The organism is Pseudomonas sp. TE9122, assembly GCF_056278925.1.
In genome coordinates, this window is the sequence record NZ_JBWBQI010000001.1 from 2251249 (window position 1) to 2266585 (window position 15337).

At 60.4% G+C, this 15337-nt stretch carries 15 protein-coding genes and 2 pseudogenes; 3 read left to right on the forward strand and 14 right to left on the reverse strand.

From position 1 onward, the window contains the following. Positions 1-20: 20 nt before the first annotated feature. Together potE and fnr are read right to left on the reverse strand one after the other, a co-directional pair. Complete coding sequence (gene potE / locus ACZ9BE_RS10250; protein ID WP_476249356.1) at positions 21-1361, reverse strand: putrescine-ornithine antiporter; 1341 nt, start codon at positions 1359-1361, stop codon at positions 21-23. A 202-nt stretch (positions 1362-1563) separates the two neighbouring features. After that, a pseudogene (gene fnr / locus ACZ9BE_RS10255) lies at positions 1564-2305 on the reverse strand (fumarate/nitrate reduction transcriptional regulator Fnr). A 233-nt stretch (positions 2306-2538) separates the two neighbouring features. Here fnr and ACZ9BE_RS10260 point away from each other — a divergent pair. Beyond that, the gene (locus ACZ9BE_RS10260; protein ID WP_095179823.1) at positions 2539-3510 is read left to right on the forward strand and encodes a universal stress protein; all 972 of its coding nucleotides are present in this window, start codon (positions 2539-2541) and stop codon (positions 3508-3510) included. Here ACZ9BE_RS10260 and ACZ9BE_RS10265 read toward each other — a convergent pair. From ACZ9BE_RS10265 to ACZ9BE_RS10305, 9 genes and pseudogenes are all read right to left on the reverse strand, one after another. Then, positions 3504-3716: a hypothetical protein gene (locus ACZ9BE_RS10265; protein ID WP_224787233.1), complete on the reverse strand. Its 213-nt coding sequence runs from the start codon at positions 3714-3716 to the stop codon at positions 3504-3506. The two genes, ACZ9BE_RS10260 and ACZ9BE_RS10265, sit on opposite strands and share 7 nt — an antisense overlap. Before the next feature lie 342 nt (positions 3717-4058). Continuing rightward, positions 4059-4262 carry a hypothetical protein gene (locus ACZ9BE_RS10270; protein ID WP_056785583.1) on the reverse strand — a complete coding sequence of 68 codons (204 nt, stop codon included), beginning with the start codon at positions 4260-4262 and terminating at the stop codon, positions 4059-4061. A gap of 8 nt (positions 4263-4270) precedes the next feature. Further along, on the reverse strand, positions 4271-5641 hold the full coding sequence (locus ACZ9BE_RS10275; RefSeq protein WP_406228999.1) for an ATP-binding protein: 1371 nt from the start codon (positions 5639-5641) through the stop codon (positions 4271-4273). After that, positions 5638-6301: pseudogene (locus ACZ9BE_RS10280) on the reverse strand (response regulator). The gene ACZ9BE_RS10275 and the pseudogene ACZ9BE_RS10280 overlap by 4 nt, the downstream one beginning before the upstream one ends. A gap of 11 nt (positions 6302-6312) precedes the next feature. Then, positions 6313-6957 (reverse strand): tetratricopeptide repeat protein, encoded by a 645-nt coding sequence (locus tag ACZ9BE_RS10285; protein WP_041478760.1) that lies wholly within the window; start codon positions 6955-6957, stop codon positions 6313-6315. Beyond that, positions 6954-7763, reverse strand: a complete 810-nt coding sequence (locus ACZ9BE_RS10290; RefSeq protein ID WP_095179828.1) for an SDR family oxidoreductase — start codon at positions 7761-7763, stop codon at positions 6954-6956. The genes ACZ9BE_RS10285 and ACZ9BE_RS10290 overlap by 4 nt, the downstream gene beginning before the upstream one ends. Then, on the reverse strand, positions 7750-8424 hold the full coding sequence (locus tag ACZ9BE_RS10295) for a TenA family transcriptional regulator (RefSeq protein ID WP_476249357.1): 675 nt from the start codon (positions 8422-8424) through the stop codon (positions 7750-7752). Before ACZ9BE_RS10295 ends, ACZ9BE_RS10290 begins: the two co-directional genes overlap by 14 nt. Beyond that, positions 8424-9902, reverse strand: a complete 1479-nt coding sequence (locus ACZ9BE_RS10300) for an AMP-binding protein (protein WP_476249358.1) — start codon at positions 9900-9902, stop codon at positions 8424-8426. The genes ACZ9BE_RS10295 and ACZ9BE_RS10300 overlap by 1 nt, the downstream gene beginning before the upstream one ends. Next, positions 9892-10569 (reverse strand): thermostable hemolysin, encoded by a 678-nt coding sequence (locus ACZ9BE_RS10305; protein ID WP_041478764.1) that lies wholly within the window; start codon positions 10567-10569, stop codon positions 9892-9894. Before ACZ9BE_RS10305 ends, ACZ9BE_RS10300 begins: the two co-directional genes overlap by 11 nt. Before the next feature lie 206 nt (positions 10570-10775). Here ACZ9BE_RS10305 and ACZ9BE_RS10310 point away from each other — a divergent pair, with 206 nt between their 5' ends. Together ACZ9BE_RS10310 and ACZ9BE_RS10315 are read left to right on the forward strand one after the other, a co-directional pair. Then, the gene (locus tag ACZ9BE_RS10310; protein WP_041478765.1) at positions 10776-11327 is read left to right on the forward strand and encodes a cytochrome b; all 552 of its coding nucleotides are present in this window, start codon (positions 10776-10778) and stop codon (positions 11325-11327) included. Between the two features lie 132 nt (positions 11328-11459). Then, positions 11460-11588, forward strand: coding sequence for a hypothetical protein (locus ACZ9BE_RS10315; protein WP_095179833.1), 129 nt, complete (start codon positions 11460-11462; stop codon positions 11586-11588). A 7-nt stretch (positions 11589-11595) separates the two neighbouring features. Here the strand turns inward: ACZ9BE_RS10315 and ACZ9BE_RS10320 are convergent, their stop codons facing one another. The 3 genes from ACZ9BE_RS10320 to ACZ9BE_RS10330 form a co-directional block, all read right to left on the reverse strand. Continuing rightward, the gene (locus ACZ9BE_RS10320; RefSeq protein ID WP_337957967.1) at positions 11596-12933 is read right to left on the reverse strand and encodes an MFS transporter; all 1338 of its coding nucleotides are present in this window, start codon (positions 12931-12933) and stop codon (positions 11596-11598) included. A gap of 289 nt (positions 12934-13222) precedes the next feature. Then, positions 13223-13897 (reverse strand): polysaccharide lyase family 7 protein, encoded by a 675-nt coding sequence (locus ACZ9BE_RS10325; protein WP_476249359.1) that lies wholly within the window; start codon positions 13895-13897, stop codon positions 13223-13225. Positions 13898-13924: 27 nt separating this feature from the next. Continuing rightward, positions 13925-15109: an MFS transporter gene (locus tag ACZ9BE_RS10330; protein WP_476249360.1), complete on the reverse strand. Its 1185-nt coding sequence runs from the start codon at positions 15107-15109 to the stop codon at positions 13925-13927. Positions 15110-15337 lie beyond the last annotated feature (228 nt).

Below are 15337 nucleotides of genomic sequence, written 5' to 3' on the forward strand. Positions count from 1 at the left end.
TGCTGTACCGAAGACTTCGATCAAGGGTTATCAGGCCGGGGGCCGACAGGCGCAGGGGCAGCGACAAAACGTTTGGCGAGGAAACCGTAAAGCAGGTAGCCGAACACCAAGACCAGGATGCCGCCGAACACCGCGTCCTTGCCGCAGGCATACAGCGCATACAAGGAATAGGCCACGGCAACCACTAACAGCAGGGTATTGCGCGTGTATACGGCGGCGCTGACTCTGGCTTTGTACATCATGACCAGCAGCCCGGTGGCTGCCGTCACGTAGGGAATCAGGTTGGTCACCGCGGCGAGGCTGACGAGTTTTCCAAACTGCGCGCTTGCGTTCGGCGAAATGGTCGACAGCGCCATCAAGGTCTGCAGTACGCCGCAGACCAGCATCCCGACGATGGGGGCGTTGCGTGCGCTGACCTTGCTGAACAGTTTCGGGAACATGCCCTGATCAGCGGTCACCTTGGCCGTTTGCGCCAACGTGAACTGCCAGCCCAGCAGCGAGCCAACACAGGCCATTACCGCGAGCGCCATGGTGATGTTGCCGACCAGGGGATTGAACATGTGTGCATAAACGAGCGCGAAAGGAGCAGATGAGTTGGCCAGTTCGGCGTTGGGAATAATGCCCTGAATGACCGTCGTCGAGAGCACATAGACCACCGCGGCGCCCAATGTCCCGAACAGACAGGCCAGCGGTACGGTGCGCTTGGGGTTTTCCACCGCATCTGAGGCCTGGGCTGCCGACTCCATGCCGAGAAACGCCCAGAGTGTCAGGGGAATCGCTTTGCTGATGGCCTCGGATATCGGCAGTTGATTCGGGTTCCAGGCGGCGATGATCAGATCGGGTTTGAACCAGAACCAACCGATGATGCTCAAGCCCGCTACAGGAATGATTACCCCCCACACCGTAACCGCACCAATCCTGCCGGTGATGCCTGGGCCGCCGAAATTCGCCACGGTGGTCAGCCAGAGCAGACCGACCGTTCCAACGAATAAAGGAATGGCGCCGCTTCCCAGCCAAGGCATGAACGATGTCATGTATCCCACTGCGGAAATGGCCACCGCCACGTTGGCGATGGCCAGCGACAGGAAGTACAGGTAAGAGCACAGAAAAAAGCCTGACTTTGCATGCGCCTCTTCGGTGTAGGCAGATAACCCGCCAGAGCGCAGGCAGAAGATGCCGCACTGGGAAAAGCAATACGCGATGGCCATGGAGCCGACAGCGGTGACGATCCATGACAGCAATGAAACAGCCCCGAGTTGGGCCATGCTCGTCGGCAACATGATGATGCCTGAGCCCATCATGTTCACCGTCACCAGTGTGGTGAGCCCCATGAGGCTCATTTTCTTGCTTGAGTCGGCCATCGGAGTTCCCTCGATTTGCGCAACGCATCACCGCTCAGCCAACGCACAAGGTTTTGCCGGCATCGGCAGTACGCAGCTTTTCAAGCGACGTTCAACGGTTAGAAAGACAGGTGATTTCAAGTGCATCGAAACAGCGCGCCCATCGCTTCGATATGGCTTGCCCGAGGGATGGCGAAGGCATGGCAGGAACTCATGGACGGGCTCAATGCTGCTGGCGGTTGCAGCCCGACACCATCTGCTTGAGGCCGTCCATGTTGCGGATTTTTACGTCGCGTGCGGTGATTTCCACCAAACCCTGATCGCGCAAGTGGGCAATGCCGCGGCAAATGGTTTCCAGACGCAGCCCAAGGTAGGAGCCGATTTCTTCGCGCGCGCATTTTCAGCACGAACTCTTTCGAGGAATAGCCACGGGAGCTCAGGCGTTGTGAGAGGTTGAGCAGGAAAGCCGCGAGGCGCTCATCGGAGTTCATATTGCCCATGAGCATCAACATGCTGTGATCGCGCACGATTTCCCGGCTCAGCAACTTGTTGAGGTTGTGCTGCAGCGATGGCAGGCTTTGCGCGAGTTTTTCCAGCTGTGCGAAGTGAATCGGACAGACTTCGCTGTCTTCCAGCGCATATGCAGTACACGCGTGTTGATCGATGCTGATGGCGTCCAGCCCGAGCATTTCGCCGGGAATATGAAAACCGGTCACTTGCTCGCGGCCATCGACGGAGACCACGCTGGTCTTGAACGAGCCTATTCGCACAGCGTACAGCGAGCGCAGCGGGTCCCCCGTCCTGTAGAGAGCAGCGCCTTTCTTCACCTTGTATCGCTGCACGATCAGTGTGTCGAGTCGATCAACCTCCGGGCCAGTCAGACCGAGCGGCAGGCATAACTCCACCACACTGCAATTGGAACAGGCAGTTTTAAGAATCGGCGGGGGCGAGTGGGCTTCAAGCATGGATAAGCAGCCTCCAGTGAGTGTGATAAGCATAGAAGTCTTCGCAGCGCACGTGCCTTTCGTTTGGCGTGCCAGCGTGATTACGGACGAACGGCGGGGAGGGGAATCACAAAGGCAACGGCCTCTGCGCCGCTCTTGTGTCGCAGGCTTGATGGGGAGACTTGATGCATATCAAGCGTGGCGGTTGGCAGAGTTGCAGAATCGTCCAATGGCGCTGACTGGAAACACTCGTGATGTTCAGGCTCAAACGCATTCTGTTGATCGCACCCGCCGAAATGACCCGCACCCCGGCGTTTGATCGCGCCCGGGCGCTCGCTCGGGCCAGTGGCGCGTTGTTGCACATCGTAGCGTTCGATCATGTCCAGTCCCTGGCGTTGGCCGGCCTGATCGACCACGACGCCATGGCGCAAGCGCGTGAAGGCTATTTGCAGATGCATCGCCAGTGGCTGGAGCAGCAGGCCCGGTTTCAACGTGGCGCCGGCGTGCAAGTCAGCACCGAAGTGGTCTGGGCCAGGGCCACCCCGGCGCATGTGCTTGAGTACATCAATGACATTCATGTCGATCTGGTGATCAAGGATGCTCACCATGTTTCAGCGCTCAATCAAACGTTTCATCCGCCATTGGACTGGCTATTGGTACGAGATTGTCCCGCCTGCGTGCATCTGGTCACCGAGGCCGCACATCCGAAACCCTTGAAGATCCTGGCGGCCATTGACCTGTCGCATCTCGAGGATCTGACCCAAGGGCTCAATGACCGGATACTTGGCGTTGCATCGACATTGGCAGCTAAATGCGATGCATCGTTGCACTTGTTGAACGTCGCCAATTGGTCAGTGGTGGGTGATGCGGCGATGAGTGTGCCGAACTTGAGTCTGGATCACAGTTTGCGCGATGCGATCAACGACACTCAGCAGGAAGCCTTCGATACGCTGGCCGAGCGCTATGGTCTCGATGAAGAGCATAGCCACCTGCTCTCAGGTGTCCCGTACCGGGTGATCGAAGACTTCGCCCGGCAGCACGCGTTCGACCTGCTGGTGCTCGGTATCTGTCACCATCAAGCGCTCGACGGCTTCATCGGCGGCACGGCCGAATGCCTGATGAACCGGGCTTCTTGCAGTTTGTTGATGGTCAAGGCAATGCCTGCCACAGCCTGCCCGGTCATCGCAGCAGTTGATGGTAATCGGTTGGGGATAATCCATCAGTGACTGCGCCCGCCGTGTGCGTATTGCCATTGTTGCCAGGCGTGCCGATATTTCTCATCGGCGCGTTTCCTCGCTTCAGTGAACTTGTGCATGGTGTCTGTAGAAAACGGCTCTTCAAGGACGGCATAGGCCCGTTCGCTGAGCCGATCGGCTTCGTGAAACAGTGCGCCACTGTCATCGATCGCGTCGGGGACATTGGCGGTTGTCATGGCTGAATCATTGATGACCATATCGTGAACCTCGCAAAGCAAGAATGAGGGTGGGTTGCGGACCTGCCACCCTGTGGCCGCATCTGTAACTTTCACGCGTTCGAGCAGCTTGTGACTGTCCCTGATCCGAGATGCGGGCGCAGCCGAGTCATGAATCTATTTCGATCCAGTTTGTCGTCGCAGCGATTGATCCAGATCAATGTCGCTCGCCAGTTTCATCGCCGCTTTGTCGGTTTTCCAGGCGCTTTCGCAAGGGTGGTGGACAAGCCTCGATATTCAGGTTTTTCACTGTACCAGGACCCCTGCAGCGTACTGGCGGTCTAGCGCAAACGCTGGTGCACCTTACAAAGTCAGCGTTCCGGCCCACAACATCCGGCCAGCGTAAATCGCGGCGGCCCAGATGATGATCAACACACCCGTTTCCGGACCGCTGAGCGGCTGACCCTGACGTGTTTTCAGCGTGCCCAGGTAAATCAACGAGCCAAGCGCGTAGAGCAGAGCGCTGAGCAGCAGGTATTTGGGGCCGGCGGCATACAGCTGAATCAATCGGATGATTATTCCCCTGCCGGAATCGATAACGTCGCCCTCAAACCTCCCTCTGCGCGGTTTGTCAGTTCAATCCGTCCGTTCAGTCGCATCGCGATGGTGTTGACAATGGTCAAACCCAACCCGGCTCCATGCGCCGTGCCACGGCTGTAGAAACGCTCGAACAATCGCTCTCTGTCCGATTCATCGATTCCCGGCCCTTGATCGTCGACCGTCAAATGACAGAAGCCATCAGACTTGCTCAGGTGCACGGTGATCGCACCGTGTTCGGGGGAGAAATTCGCCGCGTTGGTGATCAGGTTATTCAGCGCAATGTCGATGGCGGCGGGGTCGGCGAGGACATGAAACGGTTGGTCGCTGACCTCGAAGATCAATTCAAGGTGTTTGCTCAGCAACCATGGTGTCAATTGCACCAGGCTGTTGCGTACGGTTTCGCTGAGATCAATGCGTTGCAGTGGCGGCGGGTTGGGTTTGGGTTCAAGACGCGCCATGGTCAGCAGTTGGTTGACCAGCCGGCTGGTGCGGTCGACTCCGGAGATCAGAAACTCAAGTGACTCACGGCGCTCTTCTTCGGTCCCGGCCTCTTGCAGATTTTGCGCATGCACCCGCAGCACCGCCAGCGGCGTGCGCATTTCGTGCGCGGCATCGGCGATAAAGCGACGCTCCCGGCCGAGCACTTCCTGAATCTGCGCGAGCATGCGATTGAGCGCTGCCTGCATTGGCTCCAGCTCACTGGGCAGGGGCGTCAGTTGCAGCGGCTCAAGTGAACCACTGTGACGGGCGCGCAGAGTCGCCGCCATGTCTGCCAGGGGCTTGAGTCCCCAGCCTATGGCCAGCCAGATCATCGCGGCGAGGATCAGGCTGCCGAGCATGTTCGGCCACAGCGTGTGGCGCACGATGCGGTCGACCAGGTCGGTGCGCACATCGTCGCGCTCGCCGACCCAGATGCGCAGGCCGTTCTGCTTGTCTTCCAGCATGAACGCTCGCCATTGCCGACTTTTCAGATCGACCACGTCGCTGAACCCCGTTCTCGTCGGCGGCGCAGTGAAGGAGGGCGCACTGGCGGTGTGTACCAGCACCTCGCCTTGCGGGTTCCACACCTGGAAGGCGATTTTGCTTTCGTAAGGATGTCCGTCAACCCGTGGCTTGGCTTCCCCGAGAGCCTGATTGAACGCCTGATACAACTGCGCGTGCTCGGTACTCGCCATCGGCATACGCATCACGCCTTGCAGCAGGCGCGCGTTCTGCGCCAATTGCGCGTCGTAGACCTCGGCGATTTCGTGGTTGCTGTCATGCACGTTGAAGAGGCTGAGTACCGCCAGACCGGCCAGTAACAGGCCGATGATCAGGGTCAGCGTGCGCCGGCGGATCGAGGTCATCGACGCTCCTCCACCAGATAACCCACGCCGCGGATGGTGCGGATCAGGTCGGTGGAGAACTTCTTGCGCAGGTGATGAATGTGCACTTCCAGGGGTGTTGCTTTCCGCTTCTTCATTCCAGCCGTAGAGCAACTGGATCAATTGATCGCGAGTCATCACCCGCCCCGGCGGCGACAGCAGTTCGTGCAGCAACTGATATTCCTTGGGGGTGAGCGCGACCGGTTGGCCTTGATAACTGACCTGCTGGGTGCCGGGGTTGAGGCTGATACCGGCGTGCTCGATCAGCGCCTGGGCGCGCCCGGCACTGCGGCGCAACAGGGCACGCAGGCGGGCTTTGAGTTCGGCGAGGTCGAACGGCTTGACCAGGTAATCGTCAGCACCGGCGTCGAGTCCGGCAATGCGGTCTTCGGTGGCATCGCGAGCGGTGAGAATCAATACCGGCAGGTTCGAACCGCTGTCGCGCAGGCGGCGCAACACTTCGAGGCCATCCATGCGCGGAAGGCCGAGGTCCAGCACGGCGACATCAAACGTTTCGCTGAGCAGGGCATGCAAGGCGCTGCTGCCGTCCTTGAGCCAGTCGACCGTGTACCCCTCGCGGCCCAGCGCCTGATAGATGCCTTCACCCAGCGCCACGTCATCCTCGATCAGTAATAAACGCACGCGCACTCCTTTCAGTCGAGTTTCTTGTTCACGTCCACCAGCAAGGCGTCGATCTCTTTACGACGCCCGGCGTCGGCACTTTCGCGGCCCGCACGGGGTGCGGCTTGTCTGGCCTTGATCAGCGCTGCCTTGGCTTCAGCGTAGCGCTTCTGACGGTAGAGATGGTCGCCCCAGAAGTACAGACTGTCGATGCCATCGGGGTTGAGCTGCAGGGCTTGTTTGAGCAATTGCTCGGCCTTGTCGCTGTCGCCGAAGCCGATCGGCCAGCCCGGTACCCGATCGTACAATGCAGCGAGGCTGGTATAGGCCGAGCCCTGCAAGGCTTTAGGGTCAAGCGTCAGGGATTTTTCCAGGTCCGCTTTGGCGTCCTTGGCTTTGCCCAGGGCACCGAGCCCGCCCTCGGCACCGGCCCAACTGCTGGTGACGATGCCTTTCCAGATCCAGGCTTCGGCCACATTCGGACGTTGCGTGGTGAACGCGTTGGCTTCGCTGGCCAATTGCTCGAACGCCGCGGCGCGCTGCTTTTCCGCGACCTCGTATTGAATGTGCGCCCAGTTCTGCTGGATGCCGGTGAGACGTTGCTGATCAGCCGGCTCAAGCGCCCAGACACTTTGACTGAGGGCGGCAAACAGCAGGCATGTGGAGAGTTTTTTCATGGCTTTGAAGCCTCGTTGTCAGGTTTTTCACTGAGACGGCGGATCAGTGGCAATTGCTTGCGCAGACCGCGATCCACCAGATGGGGAAGTAAGCTGTTCAAACGGACGAAAAATCGCTCCGGCCAGCCTAGGTACAGATCACGACGGTCGCCGGCAATCGCATGCATCACTGCCGACGCCACGGTCTGCGGATCGTCAACGCTGGCCTTGAGGGCATCGTTCAAGGCTTGCGCAGCGGCGCTGTTCATCGAGGTGCGGGTGGCCCGGGGCGCGACATACAACACGCTGACCCGCGTGTCGGCCAGCTCGCGGCGCAACGCCTCGGAGAATCCGCGCAGGGCGAATTTGCTCGCGCAATAACTGGCGTAACCTGGGTAGCCGATCGAGCCATAGGTCGAGCCGACGTTGACCACCATCGCACTGTCAGCCTGCTTGAGCAGCGGCAACAGCATTTTGGTCAGGCAGATTGGCGCGCTGATGTTCACCGCCAGCATCGCGTTGATGTCACTGTCATCGAGCTGTTCGAGCATGGCGAAGTGATTGACCCCGGCGGCGTTGATCAGCAGGTTGATGCCGCCGATGGCGTCGGCGGCGGCCAACACTTTGCGCCGATCGCTGAGGAAGGTCAGGTCGGCGGCGACCCAGCACAGGTTCTGCGGATACCGCTCAAGCAGCGGCAACAGCGCCTCCTGATGCCGCGCCACGGCCAATACCCTGGCACCGGCGGCGCACAAGGCACTGGCGATGGCCAGGCCGATGCCGCCACTGGCACCTGTCAGCACCACGCGGGCTTCATGCAGCTGCATGTTGGGCCTCAGCGTCGCGCGGCAGATCACGGAACATGTCGGTGTAGAGCCGATAGACGACTTTCGAAGCATGAATGACCGCCGCTTGATCGTCAGGGTCTTCCAGCTGATTCATCAACCGCCGATAGGTCTGCATGTGCTCGATATCGAGCGCGCCGTGGGAGCTCAGATAGCTGAATGCCGTTTCCGGCAGCGCCAGGCGATCGCGAATGCTCCCCGCCGCGTGGGTCGCCAGGGCAATGCTGGTGCCTTCGAGCACGTTCACCATGGCGAACAGACCCACCGGATTGCCCCGGGCGATCAGGTCGTAGAGAAAACTGACCATCAGCTCGATTGACAATGACGGCTGGCCATCGCGCACGGTGTCGCGATCACCACCACAGGCGGCAATGTCGTTGAGTACCCACTGCTCGTGGCCGTATTCATCCTCAATGTACTCGCACACCGCTTTGCGCAGCCATTCCAGGCGCGTCGGCAGGCGTGCACCGCAAGCCATCATCAGCGGCACGGTGTGGCGCACGTGGTAGTAAGCCTGGGCAAGAAAAGCCCGATAGCTGTCGAGGCTGACCTTGCCTTGCAACGCATCGACGATGATCGGCAGGTTGAACAGCTCGTGGCGTTCGCGTTGCGTGGCTTCTTGCAGAGTGTCGAAAAAACTCATTATGCGGATTCCTCGGAAGTGGCGGATTCGGTCAGTTGCGTGCGGTACTGCGCGATGATGGCGTCGCGGCGCGGCCGGCCATTGGCGGTGAGCAGGCCGTTGGCGGCGGTGAAGGGCTGCGCCAGGCGCGTCCACTGATGCACCTGGGCGTAATCGGGCAACGCCTCGTTCGCTTCGGCGACGGCGGCGGCCAGCTCGGCATCGGTGCAGTCCGGACGATGCGGCCAGAGCAGGGCGTGGTTGTGCGGCATCGCCTCGCCATAGACGAACGCTTGAGCGATGTGGCGGCGCTGGGTCAGTTCCGACTCGACCCATTCCGGGTTGACGTTTCGCCCGTAGCTGGTGACGAATTGGTGTTTTTTGCGGCCCTTGAGATAGAGAAAACCTTCCGGATCGAACTCGCCCAGATCGCCACTCGGCCACCATTGATCGGTATACGCCGGCTCCCCCAGATAACCGAGCAACACCGAACCCTTGATCAGCACTTCCCCGTCCTCGGCCAACCGCACCTCTATATGAGGCAGAGGGCGCCCGACGCTGCCCGGACGGCGCGCGCCGGGGCGATTGAGGCATACGACCGAGGCGCACTCGGACAAGCCGTATCCCTCGTAAACCGCTAACCCGACCCGTTGCGCGCGGTGCAGCAGATCCACTGACACCCGCGCGCCACCGACCGCGGCGAAGAGCAAGGTTTGCGGATCGAAAGCCTTCTGTTCAGCGGCGCTGACCAGAACTTGCAGCAGCTGTGGCACGAGTATCAGGCTCTCCGGCGCACGCTTGCCCAGATAACCGAGCAGGCGCGCAACATCGATGCCGCTGGCACCTTGAATGCCGAGGGTTGTCTGGCTTGGCAGGCTCAACACCGCACCGGCGTACAGCGCGGCATAACAGCCCAGGTTCTCCAGCAGGATCGCCAAAGGCAACAGCGCCAGATGGTGCTCCGGTCCAGTGGCTGCGCTTGCCTGATCAAGCTCCCGGGCAACGCGCAGGAAGCTGTCGGCGCTCAGGCACACCCCTTTCGGCGTGCCGGTGGTCCCGGAGGTAAACGTGAGTTTCGCGGTGCCCGCCGGCATGCGACTCGGGCCATTGAACGAGCGACACCAGAATTCACCTCGTAATTCATAGCCCGCCGCCAGCAGCTCGGCTTGCAGTTCCGGCTCGGCGATCACCCGTTCGGCCTGGCTCTGCTCCAGACAATGGGCGCGCTGCGCGGCGCTGAAAAACGGCGGCAGCGTTACGCAGGTCAAGCCTTCGAACAACACAGCCAGATCCCAAAGCATCGCGTCGACGCCGTTGTCCAGCGCCAGCGCAATCACCTGCACCTGCTCATCGCGCAGGCGCTCCTGGCGATACAACACCTCGGCATACAGCGTGGCGTAATCTATTCTCAGCGTGTCGCCCCACAGGGCTGAGGCGTTGTCATTGCGCCGGGCATGGTCGCGCAGGGTTTCCTGGAAGCGTTGCAATTCAAGCGACATGGCAGGCTCCTTCAACAGAAGTCGGCAAACCCAGGCGAGTGAACAGGCCAATATTGCGCAGGTGAACAAATCCCGCGCGAATGTTGCCGACGTGCACCCAGGGTTTGCTTTCGTAATAACTGCCCCAGTGTTGACGCTCGTCACCCAGTCGCTGTGGATCAGCGGCGCACAATGTCACGGGCTTCAAACCGAGGCGATGGAAGCTGTTGACCAGCCCGATGTTGCCGGTGAAGGTCACCCATTCCAGGCCGCCCATGGCCAGCAGATAGGTGATGGCGATGATGCTCAGGCGCGCACTGCCGGTATCGCTGGCGGCGAGGTTGCCGACTTCGACGATGACCGTGCGATCCACTGCACGACCGGCGGCGGCGCTGATCAACGGCTCGATCGGTTCATCCAGATAGCGCTCGAGAAACAGTGCCTCCAGATGCGCTCGACGGACCCCGGCCACTGCGCACAACTGGCCATCGCTGTTGTGCATGCCGAACAGCTCGGGCATGAAATGGCGGATTTCGGCACCGTGAGCCGTGCGAAAACGCTGCTGGATAAAGGCTTCGAAGGGCGCGCGCAGCTCGTCCTCCGGCAACGCGTTTCTCAGCGTCATCGGCAACGATTCGGCCTGGCCGAAGTGCAAGGGCAGCGGGATGTTCCAGTCGAATTCGGGCATGGGCAGAACGCCTCCCTCAATGGGTTTGAGCGCAGTATCCAAGCCATTTCTTAACGAAGTCTGAAGATGAAAAACCGTTAACCGCAGCGCCGATCTTCAGACTCCCTTAAGGCTGGGCAAGCATGGTCAGCCTTGATTCAGGGCAACCGGATCGATAATTTCGAGCGAGATGATCGTCGCTCCACAACAATCACGAGGCGTTTCCTATGATTCGCGACACCGCTGTAACCCGTTATGGAAAACTCTCAATCATCCTGCATTGGCTTATGCTGGCGTTGTTCGTTGGTGTGTATGCGTGCGTCGAAATCAAAGGCTATATGCCCAAAGGCAGCGAAGCACGCGGCCTGCTGATGGGTATGCATGGGCTGTTTGGCGCAAGCATCTTCGCGTTGGTGTGGATTCGTCTGATCGGCCGCCTGACCCCGCGTCCGCCGATCATCCCCAAGCCGCCAGCGTGGCAGACCGCAATCGCGCACCTGACGCACCTGGCGCTGTATGGATTGATGATTGTCACACCGCTACTCGCCTGGCTCATGCTCGCGGCGGGCGATAAACCGTTTCCGTACTTCGGTTTCCATGTGCCGGCGCCGGTGGCTATTGATCCGGACCTGGCCAAACAACTCAAGTACTGGCACGAATGGATTGGCAGTGCCGGCTACTGGCTGATCGGCCTGCACGCGCTGGCGGGGCTGTTCCATCATTACTGGGTGAAGGACAACACGTTGCAGAGGATGCTGATTGAGCGTACCCGCTCTTGAGGCAAGCATCTGGCGCTGTTCGCTGAAGGTAATGTTCGCCGCAACTCAAGCGCATGGCTGCGGTGGAGCTGAAAATCCGGAACTGCCAGCCCTCGCCGATGCCGAAATAGCATCGACAACGAGGGCAAAGCCATGACTGAAGAAAATACCGAAGTGCCGCAAGAAGTACCGGATCAAACCACCCCGGCGCATTCCACTGAAGAAGAGCGTGAGCGCTTGAAGGACTTCAACAAGGACGGCATCCCGCCGGGCAGTTGCTGATCAGCGGTCACCGTGGCTGCGTCACCAGTTCCCCGCTGATCGCATCCATCATCGCCGGGTGCTCCTCAGCGGCCACGCGCAAATCCTCGGTGACCCGCAACTCCGCACCTGTCGGTGAATAGGTGGCTGCTGCCGTGAACGGTGCGGGGTTGGCCGGCACCGGGCGTTTGCCGCGGCGCCAGAAGAAAAAGCTGACCATGCTCAGGTTGACCACCGCAAATACCCAGAACAGGCCGTTGGCGCCGAACGAGTTCATCACCGGCGAGATCATCATCGGACTGATGGCCGAGCCCAGCGAGTTGATCAGCAGCAAACCCTGAATCATCGGCACCAGCGCTTCGGCCGGGGCGCGGTCGGCCGCGTGGCTGACGGCCACCGGGTACAGCGCGAACACCCCGCCACCGAGCAGAAACAGCATCGCCGCGAGCATTGTCGAAGACAGCGGCAGCAGCACAATCACCAGCGATAATGCCGTGCATGCCACCGTCAGAAGCGTCAGCACCTGCAAGCGATCCGTGCGGTCGGACCAGCGTCCGACCGGATACTGCAGCAACATCGCCCCGAGAATCGTCCAGGCCATCATGCTGCCGACTTCTCCGACGTCCAGACCTCTGCGTTGCAGATACAGCGGCAACAAGGTGTAGATCGCCGCGATGGTCACCCCCGAGCCGAAACAGCCGACCAGCCCGGTCGGCGTCACGCCCAGCAGTTGCCGGGGCTTGAGCGGCTCGACCTGATCGAGCAGCGGCGACACGCGCGGCAGGATCACGATCGGCAGCACCGACAACGCAGCGAGCATGCCGGCGACCATGAACGGCGCGCTGTCGCTCATGCCGGTGATGGTCCCGAGCGTCGCCTGGCCCAAAACGCCAGCGCCATAAAGGACGATCATGTACAGCGCGAGCAAGCGCCCGCGAATCTTCTCGTCACCGGCCAGTAGCAGCCAGCTTTCGATCACCAGAAACACACCCACCGTGGCCCAGCCGTTGATCAGGCGCAGGACGAGCCAGCCCCAGGTGTCGTAGAACAGACCCTGCAACAGAATCGTCACGGCGATCAGCGAGGCGAAGCTGCCGTAGGCACGAATATGGCCGATGCGCAGAATCAGCCGGTCGTTGAACACCGCGCCCAGCGTCAGGCCGATGAAGTAGGCCGACGAAACAACTCCGATCATCGTCGCCGAGGCGCCGGCGGCGTCCAGGCGAAGGGTGGTCAGGGAAGACAGAAAACCATTGCCCAGAGCAATAATGAACAGCCCGAGCAGGGGCGCCAGCGCCATGGCCAGCAAACGCGGAGACATAAAAACCTCAAGAAATCGAACAGCGCAACGTGCGCCTCTGCGCATGCGGTTGCCAGGCTGGAACAGGTGTTGTGCAAATGTCTGCCGATCGGGCAGGGCGGTGGCGTCGGACGACATGGCCAGCCCTGCAAGTTCGCGTCTGTGACCAGACGCGCGCTTGCAAGAGCGCGCGGGATTCTACGGCTTGCGCAGGATTTGCCAATAGCTGAAGGCTGCGACGTTAGGACGCAGGCTGTTTTGAGGTTCGAGAGGAGAATGAAAACCGATCATCGGGCTGAGCTCCGACAAGGGCCATGCATGCAAAAACTACGCAGGCCCTTGCTCGTTTCAGCGCCTAAGTATGCGAAATCAACAAGTCACTGATGATGCAGATCGAGCCATCCTCTGGCGGCGTGGCGTCGGTGTAGTCGATCTGGTTGTAGACCCCGCCGTGGAAATTGAACACCTGCGAATTCCAGGTTGAGTCGAGCTGCAAATCACCTGATGTACCGACAACGCCGTTGTAGTCGACGGTGACTCGAGCTACGCCGGCAGAGTTGGCGCGAATGGTGATCTTGAACTTCGCCCCCAGTGGCACGCCCTTGAGCACCGTGGTGTTGATCGGGATGGGCTGATTGAAGCTCTGGCGGAAGCCCATGGTGATGTTGCCTTTCTGCCAGAACACCTTGATGGCGGGGCTGTCGTCGTTTTTCACATGCATCTGCGAAATAACGACTTTCTGCGCAGAGTTGACCTTGGTCACGGTCATCTCCTGATAGTTGAGGTGGTCAGCGGCGCTGGCCAGCGACCAATAGAAGGATTCTTTCCATTCGCAGCGGGTGCGGTGGGTGCTCTTGCTTGAGGCGCCTTTGGTCGGCGCGGACAGTTGCAGCGATCCGTCCGGCAGCACGGTGACGATGCTGGGAAATTGCGCAATGGCTTCGGCGCCGTTGAGCTCCAGTGCGACTGGATTGGTCGCCGAGACGGGTACCGGAGTGGAGAGGGTGAGATTGCTGATGTTTACGGCCATGGTTTGTACTCCTGACGATAAAAATCATTAGCGACCCAAGCCTTCGGTGGATTGGCACATCTGTCTGCGCGGACTTTCACCATCTCTTGGGCACAGCACCATGGCGGCGCAAGCGGCCGCCGCGAAAACACAAAGGGCAACGATCACACCGGCAGCCTCCAGCACCGCGCCGAAAACCGGCGTGCCAGCGGTCTGACCGAGCGCCAGAAGCAGAAACGGAATGCCCAGTCCCAGGTCCGGGCGGTCCGGCAACAAACGAATGCCTTGCAGCAGATAAACGCCTGAAGAAACGATGTAGGCCGCGCCAAACAGACACATCGCGGCGAGGCCCGATCCGGCTGAAACTGATGCGCCAGTGAGGCCCAACGTCCCGAGGGCGATCCCGGCAAGCGCCAGATGCTGCATCCGTGCGACACCGAAGCGGCCAGTGAGCACGCCCGTCATGCAGCCGCTGATTCCCGCAGCGCCCAATACGATCCACGCCCACGCAATCGCCTGATCGGAGAAACCAGCCTTACTGCGCAAAATATCGGCGCCGAATGTCCAGATCGCCGTGCTCGCCAGGCCCATCAGGAAAGCACTGGCGCACAAAGGCAGTACGCTGGGTCGACGCAGCATTGCCAGCGAGAAGTTCTGCGCGACGTCATGCTCGACCCGTCGCGGCACCGCAAACCAGAGCCAGAGCGTAACGCCGATGCCGATCAAGGCAAACAGGGCATACAGCTGGCGCCATTGCCCGGCCGCCAATATCGCCGCAAAACCGGAAAAAACGATTCCCGCCGCTGTTCCGGCATTGATAAAGCCATTGGCCCGCGGACGATCCGCATCATCAAGACGCGCTGCCACCGCGCTGGCCAATGGCGGCGAAGTCAGACCCGTGCTCAATCCCGCCAGCGCCACACCACAGCCCAACGTCAGCCCCGACGAGGCCACAACCACCAGGCCCATCCCCAGCGTGGCCGCTGCACCGGCCATCACCGTCAACCCGCGCGGACTGATTTTGCCATTGCAGACAAACGTCGCAACGATGCCCACACAGTAAGCGGCGAACGCACTGCCACCGATCCAGCCGGCAGCGGTCACGCTGAGCGTCAGATCCTGACGAATCTGCGGCAGCAGCAGTCCATAGGCGAAGCGCGCCAGGCCATAGGACAACGCCGTCAGCGCGAACGCTGCCGCGACAAGATTGAGGCTGCGCCGGTCAAGACTCACGGTGAAATCGGATTGCTGGCAGGAAAGGTTGTCTCGACCGCATGCTCCGGTCTGGACCAGATGCGATCGGAGTTGGAGGGATCATTAGCCATGAGTGTCCTCGAGGATGTCTGTTGCTGGAGTGGTTACCGATTCTGATAACGGACTTGCACTTGGGTTTGATGATTTTCCAACACAGCCGATGGATGGTAGAGCAAAGGGCGAGGGCAGCTCTCGGTTGGCTTGGCG